The 19530-nt window shown below is 74.8% G+C and carries 15 protein-coding genes and 3 pseudogenes; 10 read left to right on the top strand and 8 right to left on the bottom strand.

Annotated elements, in window-relative coordinates; translation table 11 throughout:
- The first annotated feature begins 7 nt into the window (after window positions 1–7).
- Window positions 8–661, top strand: a complete 654-nt coding sequence (locus PVK37_RS02935; RefSeq protein WP_275032133.1) for a ferritin-like fold-containing protein — start codon at window positions 8–10, stop codon at window positions 659–661.
- A gap of 138 nt (window positions 662–799) precedes the next feature.
- On the opposite strand, the gene PVK37_RS02930 is transcribed toward PVK37_RS02935, so the two are convergent.
- The 3 genes from PVK37_RS02930 to PVK37_RS02920 form a co-directional block, all read right to left on the bottom strand.
- Entirely contained in the window at window positions 800–1027 is a 228-nt protein-coding gene (locus tag PVK37_RS02930; protein ID WP_275032132.1) for a DUF3107 domain-containing protein, read from the bottom strand.
- Window positions 1028–1091: 64 nt separating this feature from the next.
- A complete protein-coding gene (locus PVK37_RS02925) occupies window positions 1092–1757 on the bottom strand; it encodes a TetR/AcrR family transcriptional regulator (protein WP_275032131.1) in 666 nt (221 codons plus the stop codon).
- Between the two features lie 394 nt (window positions 1758–2151).
- The gene (locus PVK37_RS02920) at window positions 2152–3234 is read right to left on the bottom strand and encodes a hypothetical protein (protein ID WP_275032130.1); all 1083 of its coding nucleotides are present in this window, start codon (window positions 3232–3234) and stop codon (window positions 2152–2154) included.
- 492 nt (window positions 3235–3726) lie between these two features.
- Between PVK37_RS02920 and PVK37_RS02915 the strand changes: the two are divergent.
- The 6 genes and pseudogenes from PVK37_RS02915 to PVK37_RS02890 all read left to right on the top strand — a co-directional run.
- Window positions 3727–5109 (top strand): annotated as a pseudogene (locus tag PVK37_RS02915) (hypothetical protein); the annotation flags it as partial.
- A gap of 23 nt (window positions 5110–5132) precedes the next feature.
- The gene (locus PVK37_RS02910; protein ID WP_275032129.1) at window positions 5133–6092 is read left to right on the top strand and encodes an alpha/beta fold hydrolase; all 960 of its coding nucleotides are present in this window, start codon (window positions 5133–5135) and stop codon (window positions 6090–6092) included.
- 330 nt (window positions 6093–6422) lie between these two features.
- Window positions 6423–7022 (top strand): DUF3152 domain-containing protein, encoded by a 600-nt coding sequence (locus PVK37_RS02905; protein WP_275032128.1) that lies wholly within the window; start codon window positions 6423–6425, stop codon window positions 7020–7022.
- A 62-nt stretch (window positions 7023–7084) separates the two neighbouring features.
- Window positions 7085–7981, top strand: a complete 897-nt coding sequence (locus PVK37_RS02900) for a DUF3152 domain-containing protein (RefSeq protein ID WP_275032127.1) — start codon at window positions 7085–7087, stop codon at window positions 7979–7981.
- Between the two features lie 71 nt (window positions 7982–8052).
- Window positions 8053–9301: pseudogene (moeZ, locus tag PVK37_RS02895) on the top strand (adenylyltransferase/sulfurtransferase MoeZ).
- 152 nt (window positions 9302–9453) lie between these two features.
- Window positions 9454–10332, top strand: coding sequence for a prenyltransferase/squalene oxidase repeat-containing protein (locus PVK37_RS02890; RefSeq protein WP_341483415.1), 879 nt, complete (start codon window positions 9454–9456; stop codon window positions 10330–10332).
- 125 nt (window positions 10333–10457) lie between these two features.
- On the opposite strand, the gene PVK37_RS02885 is transcribed toward PVK37_RS02890, so the two are convergent.
- The 3 genes from PVK37_RS02885 to proB form a co-directional block, all read right to left on the bottom strand.
- Window positions 10458–11474, bottom strand: coding sequence for a methyltransferase (locus PVK37_RS02885; RefSeq protein ID WP_275032124.1), 1017 nt, complete (start codon window positions 11472–11474; stop codon window positions 10458–10460).
- A gap of 221 nt (window positions 11475–11695) precedes the next feature.
- Window positions 11696–12940, bottom strand: a complete 1245-nt coding sequence (locus PVK37_RS02880; protein WP_275032123.1) for a glutamate-5-semialdehyde dehydrogenase — start codon at window positions 12938–12940, stop codon at window positions 11696–11698.
- A 15-nt stretch (window positions 12941–12955) separates the two neighbouring features.
- Window positions 12956–14113 (bottom strand): glutamate 5-kinase, encoded by a 1158-nt coding sequence (proB, locus tag PVK37_RS02875; RefSeq protein ID WP_275032122.1) that lies wholly within the window; start codon window positions 14111–14113, stop codon window positions 12956–12958.
- Window positions 14114–14149: 36 nt separating this feature from the next.
- On the opposite strand from proB, the gene PVK37_RS02870 reads away from it, so the two are divergent.
- From PVK37_RS02870 to PVK37_RS02860, 3 genes and pseudogenes are all read left to right on the top strand, one after another.
- Entirely contained in the window at window positions 14150–14473 is a 324-nt protein-coding gene (locus PVK37_RS02870; RefSeq protein WP_275032121.1) for an MGMT family protein, read from the top strand.
- Between the two features lie 93 nt (window positions 14474–14566).
- Window positions 14567–15907 (top strand): annotated as a pseudogene (locus PVK37_RS02865) (MFS transporter); the annotation flags it as partial.
- Window positions 15908–16098: 191 nt separating this feature from the next.
- Window positions 16099–17634 carry a pyridoxal phosphate-dependent decarboxylase family protein gene (locus tag PVK37_RS02860; protein ID WP_275032119.1) on the top strand — a complete coding sequence of 512 codons (1536 nt, stop codon included), beginning with the start codon at window positions 16099–16101 and terminating at the stop codon, window positions 17632–17634.
- Window positions 17635–17658: 24 nt separating this feature from the next.
- Here the strand turns inward: PVK37_RS02860 and PVK37_RS02855 are convergent, their stop codons facing one another.
- Complete coding sequence (locus tag PVK37_RS02855; RefSeq protein ID WP_275032118.1) at window positions 17659–18885, bottom strand: hypothetical protein; 1227 nt, start codon at window positions 18883–18885, stop codon at window positions 17659–17661.
- The gene (locus PVK37_RS02850; protein ID WP_423790988.1) at window positions 18878–19438 is read right to left on the bottom strand and encodes an RNA polymerase sigma factor; all 561 of its coding nucleotides are present in this window, start codon (window positions 19436–19438) and stop codon (window positions 18878–18880) included. The genes PVK37_RS02855 and PVK37_RS02850 overlap by 8 nt, the downstream gene beginning before the upstream one ends.
- Window positions 19439–19530: the final 92 nt, after the last annotated feature.

Genomic DNA, 19530 nt, shown 5'->3' with positions numbered 1-19530 from the left:
TGCGCTCGTGCCCGCCGCCTCCGCGCCCCCGTCCGCCGTCGTCGACCTGCTGGGCCTGGTGGCCTACGGGGAACTGCTCGCCTTCGACCGGATGGCCGCCGACGCCCGGCTCGCGCCCGACCTGAGACGCCGCGCCGAGCTGAGCGCGATGGCCGCCGCCGAGATGACCAACTACCGGCGGCTCGCCGACCGCCTCACCGAACTGGGCGCGCACCCCGACGACGCGATGGCACCCTACGTCGAGGCGTTGCAGGCGTACCACGACTCCACCGAGCCGCGGGACTGGCTGGAGGCGGTGACCAAGGCGTACGTCGGGGACGCCATCGCCGACGACTTCATCCGGGAGATCGCCGGCGCGCTGGACGAGCCGGACCGGCAACTCGTCCTGGACGTCCTGCACGAGTCCCGGTACGCCGACTTCGCCGCGGCCGAGATCCGGGCCGCGATCGGCACCGACCCCAGGGTGGCGAACCGGCTCTCGATGTGGGCCCGGCGACTGGTCGGGGAGGGGCTGAGCCAGGCCGGCCGGGTCGCCGCCGCCGACCGGGGTGCGCTCACCGCGCTGATCGCCCGGGGCGACTGGGAGGACCCGCAGAAGCTGTTCCGGCGGCTGACCGCCGCGCACACCGAGCGGATGACCGCCGTCGGGCTGAACAACTAGCGCTGAACCAGCAGAAAAGTCGTGACACGTTCCGTGACCCCGTACCGGCGGCACGGGGTCACGGAAGGGTCGGTTGCGACGGGCCTCCCACGCGGCAGCCGGACATCGGCGTCCGCCCCGTGGTGACCCGGTGCGGAATCAGCGGACGGTGAAACCGACCGCCCGCGGCGACGCCTCGGCGATCTCCACGTACGCGACCTTGCTGACCGGCACGATGACCCGCCGGCCCTTCTCGTCGGTCAGCGAGAGCGTGCCCTCGTTCTTGGCGATGGCGTCGGTCACGATCCGCTCGATCTCGGCCGGCGACTGCGCGCTCTCCAGAACCAGCTCGCGCGGCGCGTACTGCACGCCGATCTTGACCTCCACAGTGCCTCCTCATCCGGGCGAAACGGCCGCCCTGGGAAGGCTAGCCGATCCGGGGAGGCAATGGTCACGCTGACTCGGTTTGGGTCGGCCCCGCCGCGGGTTCCCCCTGGAGGGGGAAGCTGGCGATACCGCGCCAGGAAAGCGCCGCCAACAACGCCTCGGCCTCCGCCTTCGGCACCTGCCGGCCGCCCGCCAGCCAGAACTGGGCGGCCGTCTCCGCCGCTCCCACCAGCCCGGACGCCAGCAGCTCCGCGTGCGCCCGGCTGACCCCGGTGTCCGAGATGATGGTGTCCGTGATCGCGGCGATGCAGCCCTGCTCGACCCGCTCCACCCGCTGCCGTACGGCCGGCTCGTTGCGCAGGTCCGACTCGAAGACCAGCCGGAACGCCTCGCTCTCGTGGTCGACGAAGTCGAAGTACGCCCGGACCGCCCCCTCGACCCGCTCCTTGTTGTCGCTGGTCTCCCGCATCGCGTCGTGCACCTTTGCCACTATCGCGTCGCAGTGCGTGTCCAGCAGGGCGAGGTAGAGCTCCAGCTTCCCGGGGAAGTGCTGGTACAGGACGGGCTTGGAGACCCCGGCCCGCTCGGCGATGTCGTCCATCGCCGCCGCGTGGTAGCCGTGCGCGACGAACACCTCCTGCGCCGCCGCGAGCAGCTGCTTGCGCCGCGCCGACCTGGGCAGGCGCGTGGGACGACCGGCCGTCTGTGAGCCGTTCCCCACAGCTGTCATGGGAACCTCCGAGTTTCTTAGTACGGGCCGGCACCTACCACCCGAAGCGGCCGGGTCGCTCGCCCCACTGCGGAATTGGCCCGCCGCTGTAACTTATCGCCACTGTCACCACACGGTAGCCTCAGCGGGGGCGACCAAGGAGCGCGCGGTGGATGAAACAGGGCAACCCGGTGCCGCCACCCCGGGAGAGCACGACGATGGGACGGGTCAGCACGATGACCTGGCTCACTCGGCCAGTGCCTGGGCGCCGTCCGGTGCCGGCTGGTCACGTGCCGCCGACGGCGGAGCGGAGCCGACCCGCAGCTCGTGGCGTCCCGTCGACGCGGGCCACGGCTGGGCCTCCTCGTCCGTCCACCACGGGGACCTGCCCGCTCCGCTGCCCGGTGCCACCGGCTCACCGGTCGGGCCGGGTGAGCTGCCGACCCGGGTCAACGGCCGGCAGCGGGTGAACGGACACTCTCCCCCCGACCTGGCGTCCGTCGGGCGGCAGGCCCCGGTCAGCGCGCCACCCGGCCCGGCCGGCGAGCCCCGTGATCCCGACCACGGCCGCCTGGTGGTCCCCGCGCAGCGGCCCGCACCCGAAGCGGAGCAGTCCGGCGACGCGGGCCGGGACTCCGGGGCGCTGCGGTACCCGACCGGCAATCAGCCCGTCGTAGCACCGGACCCGGCTCCGCTGCGGCACCCCACCGGCCCGCAGCCCCTGGTCGAACCGGGCGGGGCGGTCCGCCACCACACCGGCGCGTATCCCGTGGTGGAACCCGGGCCGTCCCGCTACCCGACCGGCGCGCACCCGCTGCCGCCGGTTGACGCCGGGTCGGCGCGCCACGCCTCCGACGAGCCCGCCAGCACCGGCCCGGACCGGTGGTCCGCAGGGAGCCGACCGGCCTCCGCGCCGCCGGCGTCGTCCCCGGTTGGCACCACGGACCCCGGGTTCCGGTCGTCCGGCGGGCCCGAGCCGACCACCGGTCCCGGGTCGCCGTCCGGCGGGCCGGAGCCAGCGGTCGGGTTCGGGCCGTCGTCCGGTGGCCCCGGGGCCACCGCGGACCCGGCCGCGTCCGCGCCGCCGTCCTGGGCCGAGCCGGTCGGTCCCTATCCTGGCGAGCCGACCCGGGCCGACGCCGACCGCCGTTTCGCTGACGTTGACCGTCGTCCCGTCGACGCTGATCGCCGGGCCGCTGACGCTGAGCGTCGTCCCGTCGACGCCGATCGCCGGGCCGCTGACGTTGACCGTCGGGCCGTCGACGCTGACCGCCGGGCCGTCGACGCCGGCCGGCGGGCCGCCGATGCCGACGCCGACCGGCAGGACCGGGCCGTACCGGACCCGGAGCGGCGGGGCTGGGCCGACCACGCCCCGCAGGACTGGGCCGCCCCCGACCTCGACCGGCAGGGGCGGGCCGACCAGGACGCCGACCGCCACGGCTGGCGTACCCCGGACGCGGAACGCCGTACCCGGGCCGCCGCCGACACCGAGCGTCATGCCGGGACCGGCGACCCGGAACGTCCCGCCTGGGCCGGCGGCGGCTGGGTGGCCCCGCAGCCCGCTGTGGGCGGTGCCGCCCGGTCCCGGGACGGCGGTGGGAGCCAGGCCCACGACGGTGGCGGGGTCCGGCCGCACGACGGGGGCGAGACACGCGGTCGACGGTCCCGGGTGGAGCACTGGGAGGACGACGAGCCGGTCGGGCGTCGCTCACGTGCCGGCCGGGCCCGCGACGAGGTTCCCTCCGGCTGGGCACCCCCGCAGACCGAACCGCACAGCGTTGAACCGCGCCGGTACCCCGACGGGGGGCCGACGTCGGCCGAAGGCCGGGTTCCGCCCGCCGGGCCACCCGGGCAGCGCTCCTACGAACCGGAGCCCCGTCGGTCGTACCCCGGAGACCAGTCCGGGTACCCGGAGGACCAGTTCGCGCCGGCCAGTGCTCCGCCGTTCGCGTCCGTCGGCGCACCACCTGCCGGCGCACCACCGGTACCACCGTCCGCTGACCCGGCGGGCGACCCGACCGCCGTCCGACCGGAGACCCGTACCGTCCGGCCCTTCCGGCTCCGGCCGGAGGCCGCCGAGGCCGACTATCCCCCACCGGCCGAGGTGCCCTCCGGTCACCACCCGGACCGTACCGGCGCCGGTCCCCTCACGCCGCCCGCCACGAGCGGAGCCGAGCGCGCCGACCTTCCCCTGTCCGCGCCCGCCCCCGCGGGCGCACCCCCGTACACGGCCCGCCGATCCGCGCCCGACCCGGTTTCCCCGGCCCCGCCCACTGTCGCCGACCGTCGACCGGACGGCACGGCAGCGGTGCTGCCCCAGCGCGTACCCGCCGAGCCGGATGTGCCCGTCGTGCCGGAGCCGCCTGCCGTGGAGCCCCCCGCCCAGACCCCCGAACTCGCCCGCATCGCCACCCACCTGCGCCGGGAGGACGAACCAGCCCCGCCGCAGGAGCGCCCGGAGGGGTTCGACATCGACGCGATCCTCGACGCCGTGCAGGGGGTGGCCGGGGTGCGCGGCGCCGAACTGCGTAAGACCCCGGCCGGGGCGCACAGCCTCCGGCTGGACCTCGCCGACGGGGCGGACGCGGCCGAGGTGAGCCGGCACGTCGCCCGGCTGCTCCAGGAACGGATGGGGCTGGCCGCCGCGCCGCAGAACGTCCCGACCGCGCCGACCGCGCCGGTCCGGCGTCGCATCGCGCCGCCACCGGAGGGCCGGGCCGAAGGTCCGTCGGAGGTACGCCGGGCCGAGGTACCACCCGAGGTACGCCGTCGACGTCGGCAGCCGGGGCCGGTGCCCCGTGGCCGGGCCACCGTGGAGGAGCAGCAGCCACCGCCCCCGGGCAGCCCGTGGGCGCCGTTCGGTGGGTCGGCCACCGGCAGCCCGGTGACGCTCGGCACGTCGTACTCGGGTGGGCAGCGGACCACGACGGAGACCGCGCCGTCCCGACCGCTGGACACCGGCGGTGCGCCCGGCCCCCGGGTGGTGATCGACCACGTCCAGGTGAGCACCTTCGGGCTGGACGCCGACGTCGAGGTGCGCCTGCTGGCCGGGGAACGCAACGCCGCCGGTCGGGCGGTCGGGCCGGCCGTCGACGGGTACGTCCTGCGGCTCTGCGCGGTCGCCGCCGCAGCCGCCGTGGACGAGCTGCTGCGGGTCGCCGCGGCCGGTCGTGGCCGGTGCTTCGTCGAGCACGCGGCCGTGGTGCCGTTCGGTACCTGCGAGGTCGCCACCGTGGTGGTCCTGCTGGTCTGCGACGGCTGGGTCGAGCAGCTCGCCGGGTCGGCCCTGGTCTCCGGCAACGATCCCCGGCAGGCCGTGGTCCGGGCCACCCTGGCGGCGGTCAACCGACGATTGGAAGCGCTGCTGACCTGACCGGCTGCGGGCAGACTGGAGGCATGAAGCGCGCGATCCTCGGGTCGGACGACGTCCTGCCGGCCGACCTGCTGCCGCCCCCGTGGCCCGGTCGGCTGGTACGCCTCGACGGCTCGCTGGTCCACGTCCGGGACACTCCGGCCACCAGCGGGGACGCGGAACCGGCGTTGTACCTGCACGGCCTGGCCGGTTCGGCGCAGAACTGGACCGACCTGGCCGGCCTGCTCGCGGGCCGCCTCGCCGGGCAGGCCATCGACCTGCCCGGTTTCGGGCTCAGCGAGCCGGCCCGCCGGTACACCGTCCCGGCGTTCGCCGACCTGGTGGTCCGCTGGATCGAGCACTCCGACCGGGGGCCGGTGCACCTGTTCGGCAACTCGCTGGGCGGTGCGGTGGCGGTGCGGGTGGCGGCGCTGCGTCCGGAGCTGGTCCGCACCCTGACGTTGATCTCGCCGGCCCTGCCGTTCCTGGACGCCCGCCGGTCGTTGCAGGGTCGGATGCTGCCGGTGCTGGTGATCCCCCGGGGCGAACGACTGGTCGCCTGGCGGCTGGCCCGGCTGGCCCCCGAGGTGATGGCCGAGCAGGTGATGGCGGCCTGCGTCGCCGACCTGAGCCGGATCGGCGAGCAGCGCCGGCAGGAGGCGCTGGCGGAGATCCGGCTGCGGTACGAGGTGGAGCACCATGCTGCCGCGTACCTGCGTACCTTCCGGGGGATCGTGTCGAGTTTCCTGCGTTCGTACCTGCCGGGGGCGGAGTCGCTGTGGCGGCAGGCCGCCGCGGTACGGGCCCCGACGCTGGTGGTGGGCGGTCGGCGAGACCGGCTGGTCGACGTGCGGGTGGCCCCGCAGGCGGCCCGGGTGATCCCGGACAGTCGACTGTTGATGCTGGACGCCGGGCACGTGGCGCAGATGGAGTTGCCGCGTACGGTGGCCCGTGCGGTACTGGGTCTGCTCGACGACGTGGCGGGTGTGCGTCGCGTGGAGTGACGTGGCAGGCTGGGCGCGATGTCCCCGCCCTCCTCCGCCCGCCCCCGTCGTCCGTCTCGGAGGGTCCTGGCGTACGCGCTGGTCACGTTGGTTTCGCTGGCGGTTGGTGCGGCGGTGGTGCTGCCGGCCCGCTCCGGCACCGCGCCCGTCGACAGCACCGGGCCGGTCGGCAGCACTGGGCCGGTAGGCAGCACTGGGCCGGTAGGCAGTACCGGGCCGGCCGCCGCCGGATCGCTGGCCGCCCCGGTGGCCCCGCTTGTCGCGTCACCGGCCACGCCCACGCCGGCCCCGACGCCGTCCGCGGCCACACCCGCGCCGCCGCTGTTGGCCATGCCGGGTCCGGTGCCGTCCGCCGGGCGGGGCAGCTTCGGGTTCGACGACCGGGCCGGGGCGCTGCTGGGCCGCTCGGGCACCCTGCGGCGGTACCGGGTGGCGGTGGAGCACGGCTCCGGGGAGGACGTGCGGGCCGTCGGTACCGAGGTGGAGCAGGTGCTGGCCGCGCCGGGAAGCTGGATCGGCGGCGGTCGGCTCCGGTTGCAGCGGGTGCCGGCCGGCGCGGCGCACGACTTCACCGTCTATCTGGCGACCGCCCGGACGGCGGGCCGGATGTGTGCGGCGGGTGGGGTGGACATCCGGGTGGGTGGTCGGCCGTACACCTCCTGCCGGGCTCCCGGGAAGGTGATCCTCAACCTGGACCGGTGGCGGACGTCGGTGCCGCACTTCGTCGCCGCCGGGGTGGCGCTGTCGGTGTACCGGGCGTACGTGGTCAACCACGAGGTCGGGCACGAGTTGGGGCACCGGCACGAGCGGTGCCCCGGCCGGGGGCGGCCCGCACCGGTGATGATGCAGCAGACCCTCTTCCTGAAGGGCTGTACCGCCAACCCCTGGCCCTACCTCGACGGCCGCCGCCACACCGGTCCCCGCCTCTGACGGCTTTTCCCGGTACCGGCACTTTCCGGGGGTTGTGCGGGGAAAGTGGAGGTGTGGGATGGATGGCGCGGCCGGTCCGGGGCCGGCGGGGGACGGCGGTCCGGGACCGGTGGGGGACGACCGCCGTGGCGGCGCTGGCCGTGGCCGTGGCGGCGGGGGTGGCCCTGATCGGTCAGGGGCAGCCGCCGGCCACCCCGACGCCGGCTCCACCCGCGCCTGCCCCGCAGGCCGCCTCGCCGCCGCCCGCGCGGGTGCCGCCGACCGATACCGCCCTGCCTGCCAGCACCGCCCCGCCGCCTGCCACCGTTCCATCGCCCGCCACCGTTCCGCCGCCCGCCACCGCCCCGCCGGCCGCCGCCGTTCCGCCGGGCGTGCCGGCTCCGCCGACCGCCTCCTCGGTGCCGCCTGACGGGTTCGTCGACGTTCCGGGAGAGTCGCCGGTGTGGGGCACGGGCGGCCCGCTGCGCCGCTACCGGGTCAACGTGCAGGTCGCCACCGGCCAGGACCCGGTCGCCTTCGCCGCCGCCGTGGACGGCACGCTGGCCGACCCCCGGAGCTGGACCGCCTCCGGTGAGCTGCGGTTGCAGCGGGTCGCCGGGCCGGAGCCCGCGGACTTCACGATCTACCTGGCGACCGCCGCCACCTCGGAGCGGATGTGCGCCGAGGGCGGGCTGAGCACCGCCGGCTACACCTCCTGTCAGCTGCCCGGACAGGTGATCATCAACCTGGACCGGTGGCTGACCGCGGTACCGGACTACGCCGCACCGCTATCGGTGTACCGGGCGTACGTGATCAACCACGAGGTCGGGCACGAGTTGGGCGAACTGCACGAGAGCTGCCCCGGTCCGGGCCGGCCGGCTCCGGTGATGCAGCAGCAGACGTACGGCCTGGTCGGCTGCGTCGCCAATGCCTGGCCCTACCTGGACGGCCGGCGGTACGCGGGCGACCTGATCCCCTGACCGGCCGGGCGGTGCGGCGTCCGGCCGGTGGTTATTCCCGGTCCCGGATGTCGGGCTACGTGTCACTCCTCATGGCCGACCGGCGGTCGGGCGAGCAACAATGGCGCGGCAACCAACGCCGATCCCGGGGAGTCCACCGTGTCGTTGCCCCCGCTCGTCGAACCCGCCGCCGAGCTGACCGTTGACGAGATCCGCCGCTACTCGCGCCACCTGATCATCCCCGACGTGGGGGTGGAGGGGCAGAAGCGGCTGAAGAACGCCCGGGTGCTCTGTGTGGGTGCCGGTGGTCTCGGCTCGCCCGCGCTGATGTACCTGGCCGCGGCGGGGGTGGGCACGCTCGGCATCATCGACTTCGACACGGTCGACGAGTCCAACCTCCAGCGGCAGATCATCCACGGCCAGTCCGACGTCGGCCGGTCCAAGGCCGAGTCCGCGGCGGCCACCGTCCGTGAGATCAACCCGCTGGTCAGCATCGAGATCCACAACACCGCGCTGGACCGGGAGAACGTCCGGGAGATCTTCTCCCAGTACGACCTGATCGTGGACGGGACGGACAACTTCGCCACCCGGTACATGGTCAACGACGCGGCGGTGCTGCTCGGCAAGCCGTACGTCTGGGGGTCGATCTACCGGTTCGACGGCCAGGCGTCGGTGTTCTGGGCCGAGCACGGTCCCTGCTACCGCTGCCTCTACCCGGAGCCCCCGCCGCCCGGCATGGTCCCGTCCTGCGCCGAGGGCGGCGTGCTCGGCGTGCTCTGCGCGTCGATCGGGTCGATCCAGGTCAACGAGGCGATCAAGCTGCTCACCGGGATCGGTGAGCCGCTGGTCGGCCGGCTGATGGTCTACGACGCCCTGGAGATGGAGTACCGCAAGATCAAGGTGCGGAAGGACCCGAACTGCGCCCTCTGCGGCGAGAACCCGACCGTCACCGACCTACTGGAGGACTACGAGGACTTCTGCGGCGCGGTCTCGGTCGAGGCGCAGGAGGCGGTGGTCGACGCCACCATCACCGCCACCGAGCTGAAGGACTGGCAGGACGCCGGGAAGGACATCTTCCTGGTCGACGTCCGGGAACCGGCCGAGTACGAGATCGTCCGCATCCCCGGGGCCACCCTGATCCCCAAGGGCGAGATCCTGTCCGGGGCGGCGCTGGCGCAGTTCCCGCAGGACCGGCAGATCGTGCTGCACTGCAAGTCCGGGGTACGGTCCGCGGAGGCGCTCGCCGCGCTGAAGGCGGCCGGGTTCCGGGACGCGGTGCACGTCCAGGGCGGGGTGCTCTCCTGGGTGAAGCAGATCGACCCGTCGCTGCCCACGTACTGAGTCGCCGGAGCCGACCGAACCGGCTGAGTCGACCGGGCCGCCGGAGCCGACCGGGTCGATTGAGTCGACTGAGTCGACGATCAGGGGCCGCAGCCGTACGGTTGCGGCCCCTAACATGTGCCGGCGGCCCCGGCGTACCACCGTGAGCTGGGATGATCCCGGCCGAGCTACCGAGGCGCAGCCGGTCGGCCGTCGGTAGCGTCGTGGCCGTGGTCGATCTCGATGGTGCCATCGGCTTCGTCGTGGCGCACGGTGACGCGGTGGAGCGGGCCCGGCTGACCTGGCTGCGCGCCGGCACGCCGCCCCCGCCGGAGACGCTCGCCACGGCCGAGGTGGGGCAGGCCCCCGACGGTGGCTGGCCGGCGGTCTGGGCGGGCGACGTGGCGTCGGTCGACGCGACCTGTTTCCGCCTCGCCGAGTTGGACGACCTGGGCGCGCTCGGCCGGCCGGCGGCCCGCCGGGCGCTGGACTGGCTGGCCTCCCGCCAGTCGCGCGACGGCAGCTGGGAGGAGGACCCGGCGCTGGCCGACACCGCCCCGGTCTGGGCCCGGCCCGGCGACCCGGAGGCACGGCTGTACCTCACCGCCAACGCCGCCTTCTGGCTCAGCGTCGCCGGCCCGGACGCCCGCCCGGCCGGTCCGCTCGACCACCGGGTCGGCGGGGCGTACGCCGGGGTGGTGCAGGCCGCCGCCCGGGTGTTGACCGGGCAGCTCAACCCGGACGGCACCTGGCCGTCGTTCCTGCCGGTGGGCTGGCTCAGCGCCGCCGTCCTGCACCTGATGCGGGCGTACGACGAGGCGGCCCGGATCCGGGCGGTGCTCGACGAACGGATGGCGGAGATGTCCCCGGCCGACGTGGCCTGGCTGGCCGCGACGCTGTGCCGGGTGGGTCTGCCGGCCGCGGAGTGGACGCTGGTGGCCGCCCGCCGTCGACTCGCCGCCACCCAGCGCAGTGACGGTGGTTGGGACAGCGACGACGGCCACCAGTTCGACGTGCACACCACCCTCGCGGTGATCCGCGCCTTCCGCTGACCGGGCGCGCCCGACCGCACTCGGCGGTCAGGTGTGCGGGCGCGCACCCCGCCCGGTCGGCGGTGGGGGTGAGCGGCTGCCCCGCCCGGTCGGCGGTCAGGTGTGGGCGCACACCCCGTCGGCGGTCAGGGGCGGCGGGCGATCACCGCGCCGTTGGCGCCGGGCGCGTCGAAGGCGATCGTCCGGACGTCGGTGAATCCGGCGTCGGTCAGCCAGGCGGTGTACTCGGCCCCGGACCAGTTCCGGCCGCCCTCGGTCTCGACCAGCATGGTCATGCCCATCAGCGCGGCGGCCGGTGGGCCGGTCCGCTCGTCGTTGAGCAGCAGCTCGCTGATGACGATCGCACCGCCGGACGGCAGGGCGTCGAAGCACTTGGCGAGGATCGTCCGGTTCTGCGGTTCGGACCAGTCGTGCAGGATCATGCTCAGCAGGATCACGTCGTGCCCGCCGGGCAGGGCCGGGTCGGTGAGGAAGTTCCCGTCGGCGGTGCCGATCCGGTCGGCCAGCCCGGCCGCCGTCGCCTTCTCCCGGGCCTTGCCGGTGACGTGCGGCAGGTCGAGGACGGTCGCCCGCAGGTGCGGGTACCGCCGGCACAACTCGATCGGGAAGGCCCCGGCCCCGCCGCCGACGTCGAGCAGCCGTCGGTGCGTACCGAAGTCGTACGCCTCGCCGAGGGCGCGGGCGGTGAAGGCGGAGGTCGAGTACATGGCCTCCCAGAACATCGCCAGCATGACCGGGTCGGCGGTGGTGAACAGCGACTCCTGGGTGTCCGGGTCCCAGGTCAGCGGCTTGTCGGTGCGCAGCGCCTCGCCGAGCCGGTGGTACGGCAGGTAGGTGCGTTCGTCGCAGTAGCGCACCTGCCCACCGAAGTAGTGCGGCCGGCCCGGGACGAGGAACTGCTCGGAGAGTTCGCTGTTGCGGTATCCCGGGCCGTCCTTCTCCAGCAGGCCGAGTGACGCGCAGGCGGAGAGCAGCAGGTCGGCCGGTCGTTCGGGCAGGCCGAACTCCTTCTCAGCCTCCTCCCGGGTGATCACCCGGCCGTCGGCGAGCCGGCCGAACAGGTCGAGTTCGACCGCGGCGGCGAGGGTCTTGAATGACCAGTAACCGGTCACGAGTTGCATGAGGGGCGTTGGGGTGATCATGGGTAAATATGATCATCTTCTGGCGTCACGGGATGTCAGGAATCCGATACGCTGCGCCAGCGTGTCAGGCTGGCTTTTCGGCCAGCCTGCCCTCCACGTTACGTCCGCCGGTCATCCACCGAACGGTTGGCCCGCCCCGGAGGTCACCCCGTGGGCGCGTCCGGGTGGTCAACCGGCTGGTCGACCCGGCCGGTCGACCCGCCCGGCCCGCCGGGCTCGCGTCAGGTGCGCAGGTGACCGTCCCCGGTCACCACGTACTTCGTGCTGGTCAGCTCGGGCAGCCCCATCGGACCCCGGGCGTGCAGCTTCTGGGTGGAGATGCCGATCTCCGCGCCGAAGCCGAACTCCCCGCCGTCGGTGAACCGGGTCGACGCGTTCACCATCACCGCCGCCGCGTCCACCCGGGCCACGAACTCCCGGGCCGCCGCCTGCGAGTCCGTCACGATCGCCTCGGTGTGGCCGCTGCCGTACCGGCGGATGTGCGCCACCGCCGCGTCCAGCGAGTCGACCACGGCGACCGAGATGTCCGCCGACAGGTACTCGGTGGCGAAGTCCTCGTCGGTCGCCGCGACCACCGCGTCCGAGTACCCGGCCACCCGGGCGTCACCGTGCACGGTCACCCCGGCCCCGGCGAACGCCGCCAGCACCGCCGGCAGGAACGCGTCCGCCACGTCCGCGTGCACCAGCAGCGACTCGGCCGTGTTGCAGGTCGACAGCCGCTGGGTCTTGGCGTTCAGGGTGATCGCCACCGCCTTGGCCAGGTCGGCGGCGGCGTCCACGTACACGTGGCAGTTGCCCACCCCGGTCTCGATCACCGGCACCGTCGACTCCTCGACCACCGTCCGGATCAACGACGCCCCACCCCGGGGGATCAGCACGTCGACCAGGCCCCGGGCCCGCATCAGCTCCTTGACCGAGTCCCGGGAGCTGGCATCGAGCAGCTGTACCGCGTCCGCCGGCAGCCCGGCGTCGGCGACCGCGTCCCGCAGCACCGCGACCAGCGCCGCGTTCGACCGGGCCGCTGACGACGAGCCGCGCAGCAGCGCCGCGTTGCCGGACTTGAGGCAGATCCCGGCCGCGTCCACGGTCACGTTGGGGCGGGCCTCGTAGATGATCCCGACCACCCCGAACGGCACCCGGATCTGCCGCAGCTCCAGCCCGTTCGGCAGGGTCGAACCCCGGACCACCTCACCCACCGGGTCGGGCAGCGCGGCCATCTGCCGCAGCGCGTCGGCGATCCCGGCCACCCGGCCCGCGTCCAGCTTCAACCGGTCCAGGATCGCCGCGCTCAGCCCGGCCTCGGCGCCGGCCGCCAGGTCCGCGGCGTTCGCGGTCAGGATCTCCGGCGTACGCGCCACCAGCGCGTCGGCCATCGCGTGCAGGGCGGCGTCCTTGGCGGTACGCGTCGCCACGGCCAACGCGCCCGCCGCCTCCCGCGCCCGTCGTGCCTGCTCCGAAACGCTCATCTCTCCTCCGGGTGACTACAGCAGCACCAGGTCGTCGCGGTGGACGACCTCACGTTCGTACGCCGGGCCGAGCGCCGCGGCGAGTTCGGTGGTGGACCGGCCGAGCAGACCGGGCAGCTCCACCGCGTCGTAGTTGACCAGCCCCCGGGCCACCGGCGCGCCGGAGACGTCCACCAGGTCGACCGGGTCACCGGCGGTGAACGCGCCGTCCACGGCGGTGATCCCGGCCGGCAGCAGCGACTTGCGGCGGCCCACCACCGCCTGCACCGCGCCCGGGTCCAGGTGCAGCCGGCCCCGGGGCGAGGTGGCGTGGGCCAGCCAGAACAGCCGCGCGGTGGGCCGCTGGCGTACCGGATGGAAGAGCGTGCCCACCGGCTCGCCGGACAGCGCGGCGGCGGCCAGCGGCGCGGCGGTCAGCACCACCGGGATGCCGAAGCCGGTGGCGATCCGGGCCGCCTCGACCTTGGTCACCATGCCGCCGGTGCCCACCCCGGCCCGGCCCGCGCCACCGATCTCGACCCCGCTGAGGTCGGCCTCGCCGTGCACCTCGGCGATCCGGGTGGACGCCGGGCTGGCCGGGTCACCGGTCCACAGCGCGTCGACGTCGGAGAGCAGGATCAGCAGGTCGGCGTGGACCAGCGCGGCCACCAGCGCGGCCAGCCGGTCGTTGTCACCGAACCGGATCTCCTCGGTGGCGACCGTGTCGTTCTCGTTGACGATCGGCACCGCCCGCAGGTCGAGCAGCTTGCGCAGGGTCCGGTACGCGTTGCGGTAGTGCGCCCGCCGGGTCACGTCGTCCACGGTGAGCAGCACCTGCCCGACGGTCCGGCCGTGCCGGGCGAAGGCGGCGGCGTACCGGCCGATCAGCAGGCCCTGCCCGACGCTCGCGGCGGCCTGCTGGGTGGCCAGGTCGCGCGGCCGGCGGGGCAGACCGAGCGGGGCGAGACCGGCGGCGATCGCCCCGGACGAGACCAGCACCACCTCACGGCCCTGCGCGGTCAACGCGGCGAGCGCGTCGACCAGCGCGGTGACCCGGTCGTCGTCCAGGCCACCCGTCGGGGTGGTCAACGAGGAGGAGCCGATCTTCACCACGACCCGCCGGGCTGTCGTTACCGCTTCGCGCACCCGCCCATTCTGCTCGGTCGGCTCCCCGGCACCCGCCGCCGTTCCCATATCGTGGCTGCTCGTGACTCCTGACGGGTACGTGTGGTGACTCCCGACGAGTACGTGGAGGCGGTGCTCGCGCTGGTCGAGCGGATTCCGCCGGGGCGGGTGATGTCGTACGGGGCGGTCGCCGACGCGCTGGCCGAGCGCTCCGGTCGGGCCTCCCCCCGACTGGTCGGATCGATCATGGCGCGGCACGGTGGCGGGGTGCCGTGGCACCGGGTGGTCAACGCGGCCGGCCGCCTGCCACCCGGCCACGAGCGGGAGGCCCGGGCCAGGCTGCGCGCCGAGGGCACCCCGTTGCGGGGCGACAAGGTCGACATTGCCGCCGCGAACTGGTCCCCACCGGGGGACGACCGGACCAGGTGACCCGGAGGCTCGGGCGGCGATCGGCCCGCCCGGCCCGGAAGGCGGGGCGCAGGGGTCCCTTCCCCACCCCTGACATGAGTAGCATTCGGCTCCATGAACGCGCCGCCGGCTGAGCTGCCCCGTCGGGTGCACCTCGGCTACGCCCTGGGTTCGCTGGTCACCGGGGCGTTCGGCACGGTGCCGGGGCTGCTGCTGCTGCCGTACCTGACCGACACGCTGGGCGTGGCGGCGGGCGTGGCCGCCCTGCTGGTGCTCCTGCCGAAAGCATGGGACGTGCTGGTCAACCCGGTCGCCGGGCGGATCTCCGACCGGACCAGGTCCCGCTGGGGTGCCCGCCGGCCGTACCTCCTCTTCGGTGGGCTCGCCCTGGCGGTGCTGTTCGCCGCGATCTTCGCCGCGCCGTTCGGGGCCGGGCCGGCCGCCGGGGCGTACGTGGCGTTCGCCTTCCTGGCCACCGCGACCGCGTTCGCGTTCTTCCAGGTGCCGTACGTGGCGATGCCGGCCGAGCTGACCGGCGACTACACCGAGCGGACCCGGCTGATGAGCTGGCGGATCGCCGTACTGGCGGTGGCCATCCTGGTCGCCGGGGCGGTCGCGCCGCTGGTGGTGACGGTGGGCGGCGACGGGCTGGCCGGGCACCGCTGGATGGGCCTCTTCGTCGCCGGCCTGATCGTGGTCGGCACGCTCGGCGCGTTCCTCGGCACCCGGACCGCGCCGGCCGGCGAGGTGGGGGAGAGCGAGCCGAGCCTGCGCGCGCAGCTCGCCGTCGCCGCCCGCAACCGGCCGTTCCGGGCGCTGCTGGTCTGTTTCGTGGTGCAGTCGGCCGGGGTGGCCACCGTGCTGGCCGGGGTCAACTACTTCGCCGAGCACATCCTGGCCGACCCACGGACCGGTCCGACCGTGCTGTTCGCCTGCTTCGTCGGCCCCGCGCTGCTGGTCATGCCGGTCTGGACCCGGGTGGGCCGCCGGTCGGGCAAGCGCGCCGGGCTGGTCGCCGCCTCGGTGATCTTCGCGGTCGGCGCGGCGGCCCTGGTCGCCGCGCCGGTCCTGCCGGCCGTCGGGGTGTACCTGCTGGTCGCGGTGATCGGCTGCGGGTACGCCGGGCAGCAGGTCTTCGCGCTGGCCATGCTGCCGGACTGCATCGCCTGGGACACCGCGCGGACCGGACGCCGGCAGGCCGGCGTGTTCACCGGGGTGTGGACGGCCGGCGAGACCTTCGGGCTGGCCCTCGGTCCGGGCATCTACGGCCTGGTCCTCCAGCTCACCGGGTACGCCTCCTCGACGACCGGTTCGGCGGCGGCGCAGTCCGACACCGCCCGGCTCGGTGTGCTGCTCGGCTTCACCGTGCTGCCCGCGCTGCTGGTCGGCCCGGTCGTGCTGCTGCTGCGCCGGTACGACCTGACCGCCGACCGCCTCGCCGCCGCCGTCACACCGGCCGGTACCGCCGCCGCGAGCACGCCGGCCGGTACCGCTGCCGCGAGCACGCCGGCCGGTACCGCTGCCGCGAGCACGCCGGCCGGTACCGCTGCCGGCGCGCAGCCTGGCTCCGCTGCCGGGCGGGCCGCCGCCGTCCAGCCGGCCTCGGCCGGGACCGCCGACCCCGCACAGAAGGGCCCCACGAGCCGATGACCGACCAGGCCGCAGCGTCCGGCACCGACCAGGCGAGCGACGATCCGGGTACGCCCGGCGCGGGTGGGCCGCCTCCGGCGCTGCCGGCGCAGGGCGTACCCGCCGACCGGGTGCTCGCCGAGATCGCGGCCCTGCGGGCCGCCGACCGCCCCACCCACGGCGGACGCCTGTTCGCCTACGTCTACGACCCGGCGGTGCCCGGCCTGGATGAGCTGACCACCGCGGCCCACGCGGCGAGCGCGCACGTCAACGGGCTCGACCCGACCGCGTTCCCGTCCCTGCTGGCGATGGAGAACGCGCTGGTCGGGGCGGCGGCGAAGCTGCTCGGCGGCGGGCCGGGCACCGGCGCGCCCGACGTGGTCGGCAGCGTCACCAGCGGTGGCACCGAGTCGCTGATCCTGGCCGTGAAGGCCGCCCGGGACGCCCGCCCGGACCTCGTCGAACCCCGGATCGTGGTGCCGGTCAGCGCGCACGCCGCGTTCGCCAAGGCGGCGCACTACCTGCGGGTGGCGCTCGACCCGGTACCCGTCGACCCGGCCACGCTGCGTCCGGAGGTCGCCGACGTGGCCGCCGCGATCCGCCCGGAGACGGTGCTGGTGGTCTGCTCCGCGCCGTCGTACGCGCACGGGGTGGTGGACCCGGTCGAGGGCATCGCGGCGGTGGCCGCGCGGGCCGGGGTGCGCTGCCACGTGGACGCCTGCTTCGGTGGCTGGACCCTGCCGTACCTGCGCCGGCTCGGGTTGCCGGTGCCCCGGTTCGACCTCTCCGTGCCCGGGGTCACCTCGATCTCGGTGGACCTGCACAAGTACGCGTACGCCCCGAAGGGCGTGTCGGTGCTGCTGCACCGGGACCCGACACTGCGCGCCCCGCAGTACTTCGCCTTCGCCGACTGGCCCGGGTACACGATGATCAACCCGGTGATCTCGTCCACCCGCTCGGGCGGGCCGATCGCCGCCGCGTACGCCACCCTGCGGCACCTCGGCGACGCCGGCTACCTGGAGCTGGCCGACCGTACCCTGACGGCGGTCCGGCGGCTTGCCGACGCGGTACGCGGCGTCGAGGGGCTGCGGCTGCTGGCCGAACCGGAGTCGACGGTGGTCTGCCTCACCACCACCGACCCCGGGCTCGACCTGTTCGTGCTGGTGGACGAGCTGACCGCCCGGGGCTGGCACACCCAACCCCAGATGGCGTACGCCGACCTGCCGGCCAGCGTGCACCTGACGGTCACCGCCGCGGTCGCCCCGAAGGTCGACGAGTTCGGCCCGGACCTGGCCGACGCGGTGGCGGCGGCCCGCGCCGCCGGGCCGGTCCGGCTGCCGGACGAGCTGCTGGCGATGGCGGCGTCGCTGCCCCCGGAGGCGCTCACCCCGGAGCTGGTCGCCGGGCTCGCCGCCGGCCTCGGGCTGGGCGGTGCCGCCGGCCTGCCCGACCGGATGGCCCCGGTGAACACGCTGCTCAACGCCGCACCGCCGGCGCTGCGGGAACGCCTGCTGGTCGAGTTCGTCAGCCTGCTCCAGCGCCCGGTGTACTGACGCTCCTCCGTCCCCCGGGGTACCTCAGTCGGCGAAGGAGGCGGTGAAGGTGGTCCGGATCGAGGAACCGGACACCGGGGTGGCGTCCTCGTCGCCGGTGCCCTCCTGGACCAGGACGACCACCTTGCGGGCCGGGCCGGCGTCGGTGCTCGAGAACGGAAAGACGATCCGGCGCTTCTCGCCCGGGGCCATCGGCCGGGTGACGCAGGTGAGGCGGTCGGGTCGGCCCACCCCGGTGGGGCAGTCGGTCCACTCCGCGTGCACCGGATGGTCGGTCTCGCTGGTAGGGAAGGTCACCATCGGATGCTGGATCGTCCGTGAGCTGGTGTTCACCACGGTGACGGTGCTGGTGCCCCGGTAGCCGCCGACGTCGGCCGCCGGTTCGTACACCAGGTCGGTGGCGGTCACCGTGAGCGGCGGACGGCCCGGCGGTGCCGTACCGGTGGGCGTACCGGACGCGCCGGGGGCCACCGGCCAGCCCGTCGGCCCGCCGCTGTGCACGAACCCGTCACCGGTCCACCGGTAGGTCCGCCACAGGGTCTGCCGTGGTCCGGGCGCGCCCGGCAGCCGGTCGGTGATCCGCACCCGGACCGTGCCGTCGTCCCGCACCTCGACGGCGTCCAGCACCTCCGGGGTGTCCACGTCGGTGTGCATCACCCGGGCCAGCACGACGATCCCGCCCTGGGCGTTCCGTTCGAGCGCCACCACCTGGCCCAGCCCGCCGTACGGTCGGACGCACTGCAACCGGACCACCGTCTCGACCACCCCGTCGCGGTCCACGTCACCGTGGTCGAGACCGGCCAGGAAGACCGTGCCGGGCGTGTCGTCGTCGCCGGCCAGCCGGACACTCTCGGCCGGGCAGGCCGGACCGGGCTCCCAGTCCGGCAGGTCGAGCCGGGTGGCGAGCAGTTGGGCCCGGGTGATCAGCCCGTCCGGGCCGGTGGGGCTGCTGCTCGGGGTGCGGGTGGGGTCGGGAACGGCGCTGGTCGGCGGGGTGGTCGGGAGGGGGGCGGGCGTGGTCTGCCCGGGTGTCGGGGGCGGGTCGTCGTGGCGGGCCAGGGCCGCGAAGCCGGCGATCGGCAGGGCCACCGCGGCCACCGTGACGGCCGCGACCGTCGCCACCCGGCGCTGGTGCCGCCGCCGGACGGTGCGTCGGACGTCGACCGGTCCGGCCGGGTCGACCGAGGCGAGGATCCGGGCGCGGTACGCCTCGAACTCCGCGCCGAGCCGTGCGTCGTCGGGTTCAGGCATGGTCGTTCACCCCGTTCGGGATCAGGTGGGTCGCCAGCGTCGCCCGCCCCCGGTGCAGCCAGGACTTGACCGTCCCCTCCGGTACCTGTTCCTGCTCGGCGATCTGGGCGACAGAGAGATCGGCGAGGTAGTGCAGCACCACCGCGCGTCGCTGGTTGGGCGGCAGCAGCGCCAGCGCCGCCTGCAACGCCACCCGGTCCGGACCGGGACCGGGTACGTGTTCCTCGCGCTGCCGGCGCAGGAACGACTGGGCGGTCCGCAGCCGCCGCCACCGGCTGGTCGCGAGGTTCCAGGCGACCCGTCGTACCCAGGCCACCGGATCGTCGTACCGGGAGACCGTCGACCAGCGGGCGAACGCCCGGTAGAACGCCTCCTGCACCATGTCCTGGGCCTGGGACAGGTCCCCGCAGTACGCGGTGAGCTGCACGGTCAGCGACCGGAAGTGCGCGTGGTACAGCTCGTCGAAGGTCACCGGCTGCTCCGGGTGGCCCGGTCGGGCTCCGGGATGGCCGGGCGGGGGCTCATCGAGCCTCGGATCCGTGGTCACCGTCACTGTTCCTCCCCGTCACGGTCGCCGCGCTGGGCGACGCTGGTGACACGTACCGGCCGCCGGTCCGGTTGCACCGGTCGGCCCCGGTACCACTG

The sequence above is a fragment of the Micromonospora cathayae genome, from assembly GCF_028993575.1.
GTDB classification, from domain to species: Bacteria; Actinomycetota; Actinomycetes; order Mycobacteriales; family Micromonosporaceae; genus Micromonospora; species Micromonospora cathayae.
Note: the sequence above shows the minus strand (reverse complement) of the source record. Positions and strands in the feature narration are given on the sequence as shown.

Bases quoted from the DNA above. Each gene is read 5' to 3' on its own strand.
- PVK37_RS02925 (WP_275032131.1), bottom strand. From the start codon at position 1,757: ATGACAGCTGTGGGGAACGGCTCACAGACGGCCGGTCGTCCCACGCGC.
- PVK37_RS02920 (WP_275032130.1), bottom strand. From the start codon at position 3,234: ATGACGCTCGGTGTCGGCGGCGGCCCGGGTACGGCGTTCCGCGTCCGG.
- PVK37_RS02910 (WP_275032129.1), top strand. From the start codon at position 5,133: ATGAAGCGCGCGATCCTCGGGTCGGACGACGTCCTGCCGGCCGACCTG.
- PVK37_RS02905 (WP_275032128.1), top strand. From the start codon at position 6,423: ATGCCGGGTCCGGTGCCGTCCGCCGGGCGGGGCAGCTTCGGGTTCGAC.
- PVK37_RS02900 (WP_275032127.1), top strand. From the start codon at position 7,085: ATGGCGCGGCCGGTCCGGGGCCGGCGGGGGACGGCGGTCCGGGACCGG.
- PVK37_RS02890 (WP_341483415.1), top strand. From the start codon at position 9,454: ATGATCCCGGCCGAGCTACCGAGGCGCAGCCGGTCGGCCGTCGGTAGC.
- PVK37_RS02885 (WP_275032124.1), bottom strand. From the start codon at position 11,474: ATGATCACCCCAACGCCCCTCATGCAACTCGTGACCGGTTACTGGTCA.
- PVK37_RS02880 (WP_275032123.1), bottom strand. From the start codon at position 12,940: ATGAGCGTTTCGGAGCAGGCACGACGGGCGCGGGAGGCGGCGGGCGCG.
- proB (WP_275032122.1), bottom strand. From the start codon at position 14,113: ATGGGAACGGCGGCGGGTGCCGGGGAGCCGACCGAGCAGAATGGGCGG.
- PVK37_RS02860 (WP_275032119.1), top strand. From the start codon at position 16,099: ATGACCGACCAGGCCGCAGCGTCCGGCACCGACCAGGCGAGCGACGAT.
- PVK37_RS02855 (WP_275032118.1), bottom strand. From the start codon at position 18,885: ATGCCTGAACCCGACGACGCACGGCTCGGCGCGGAGTTCGAGGCGTAC.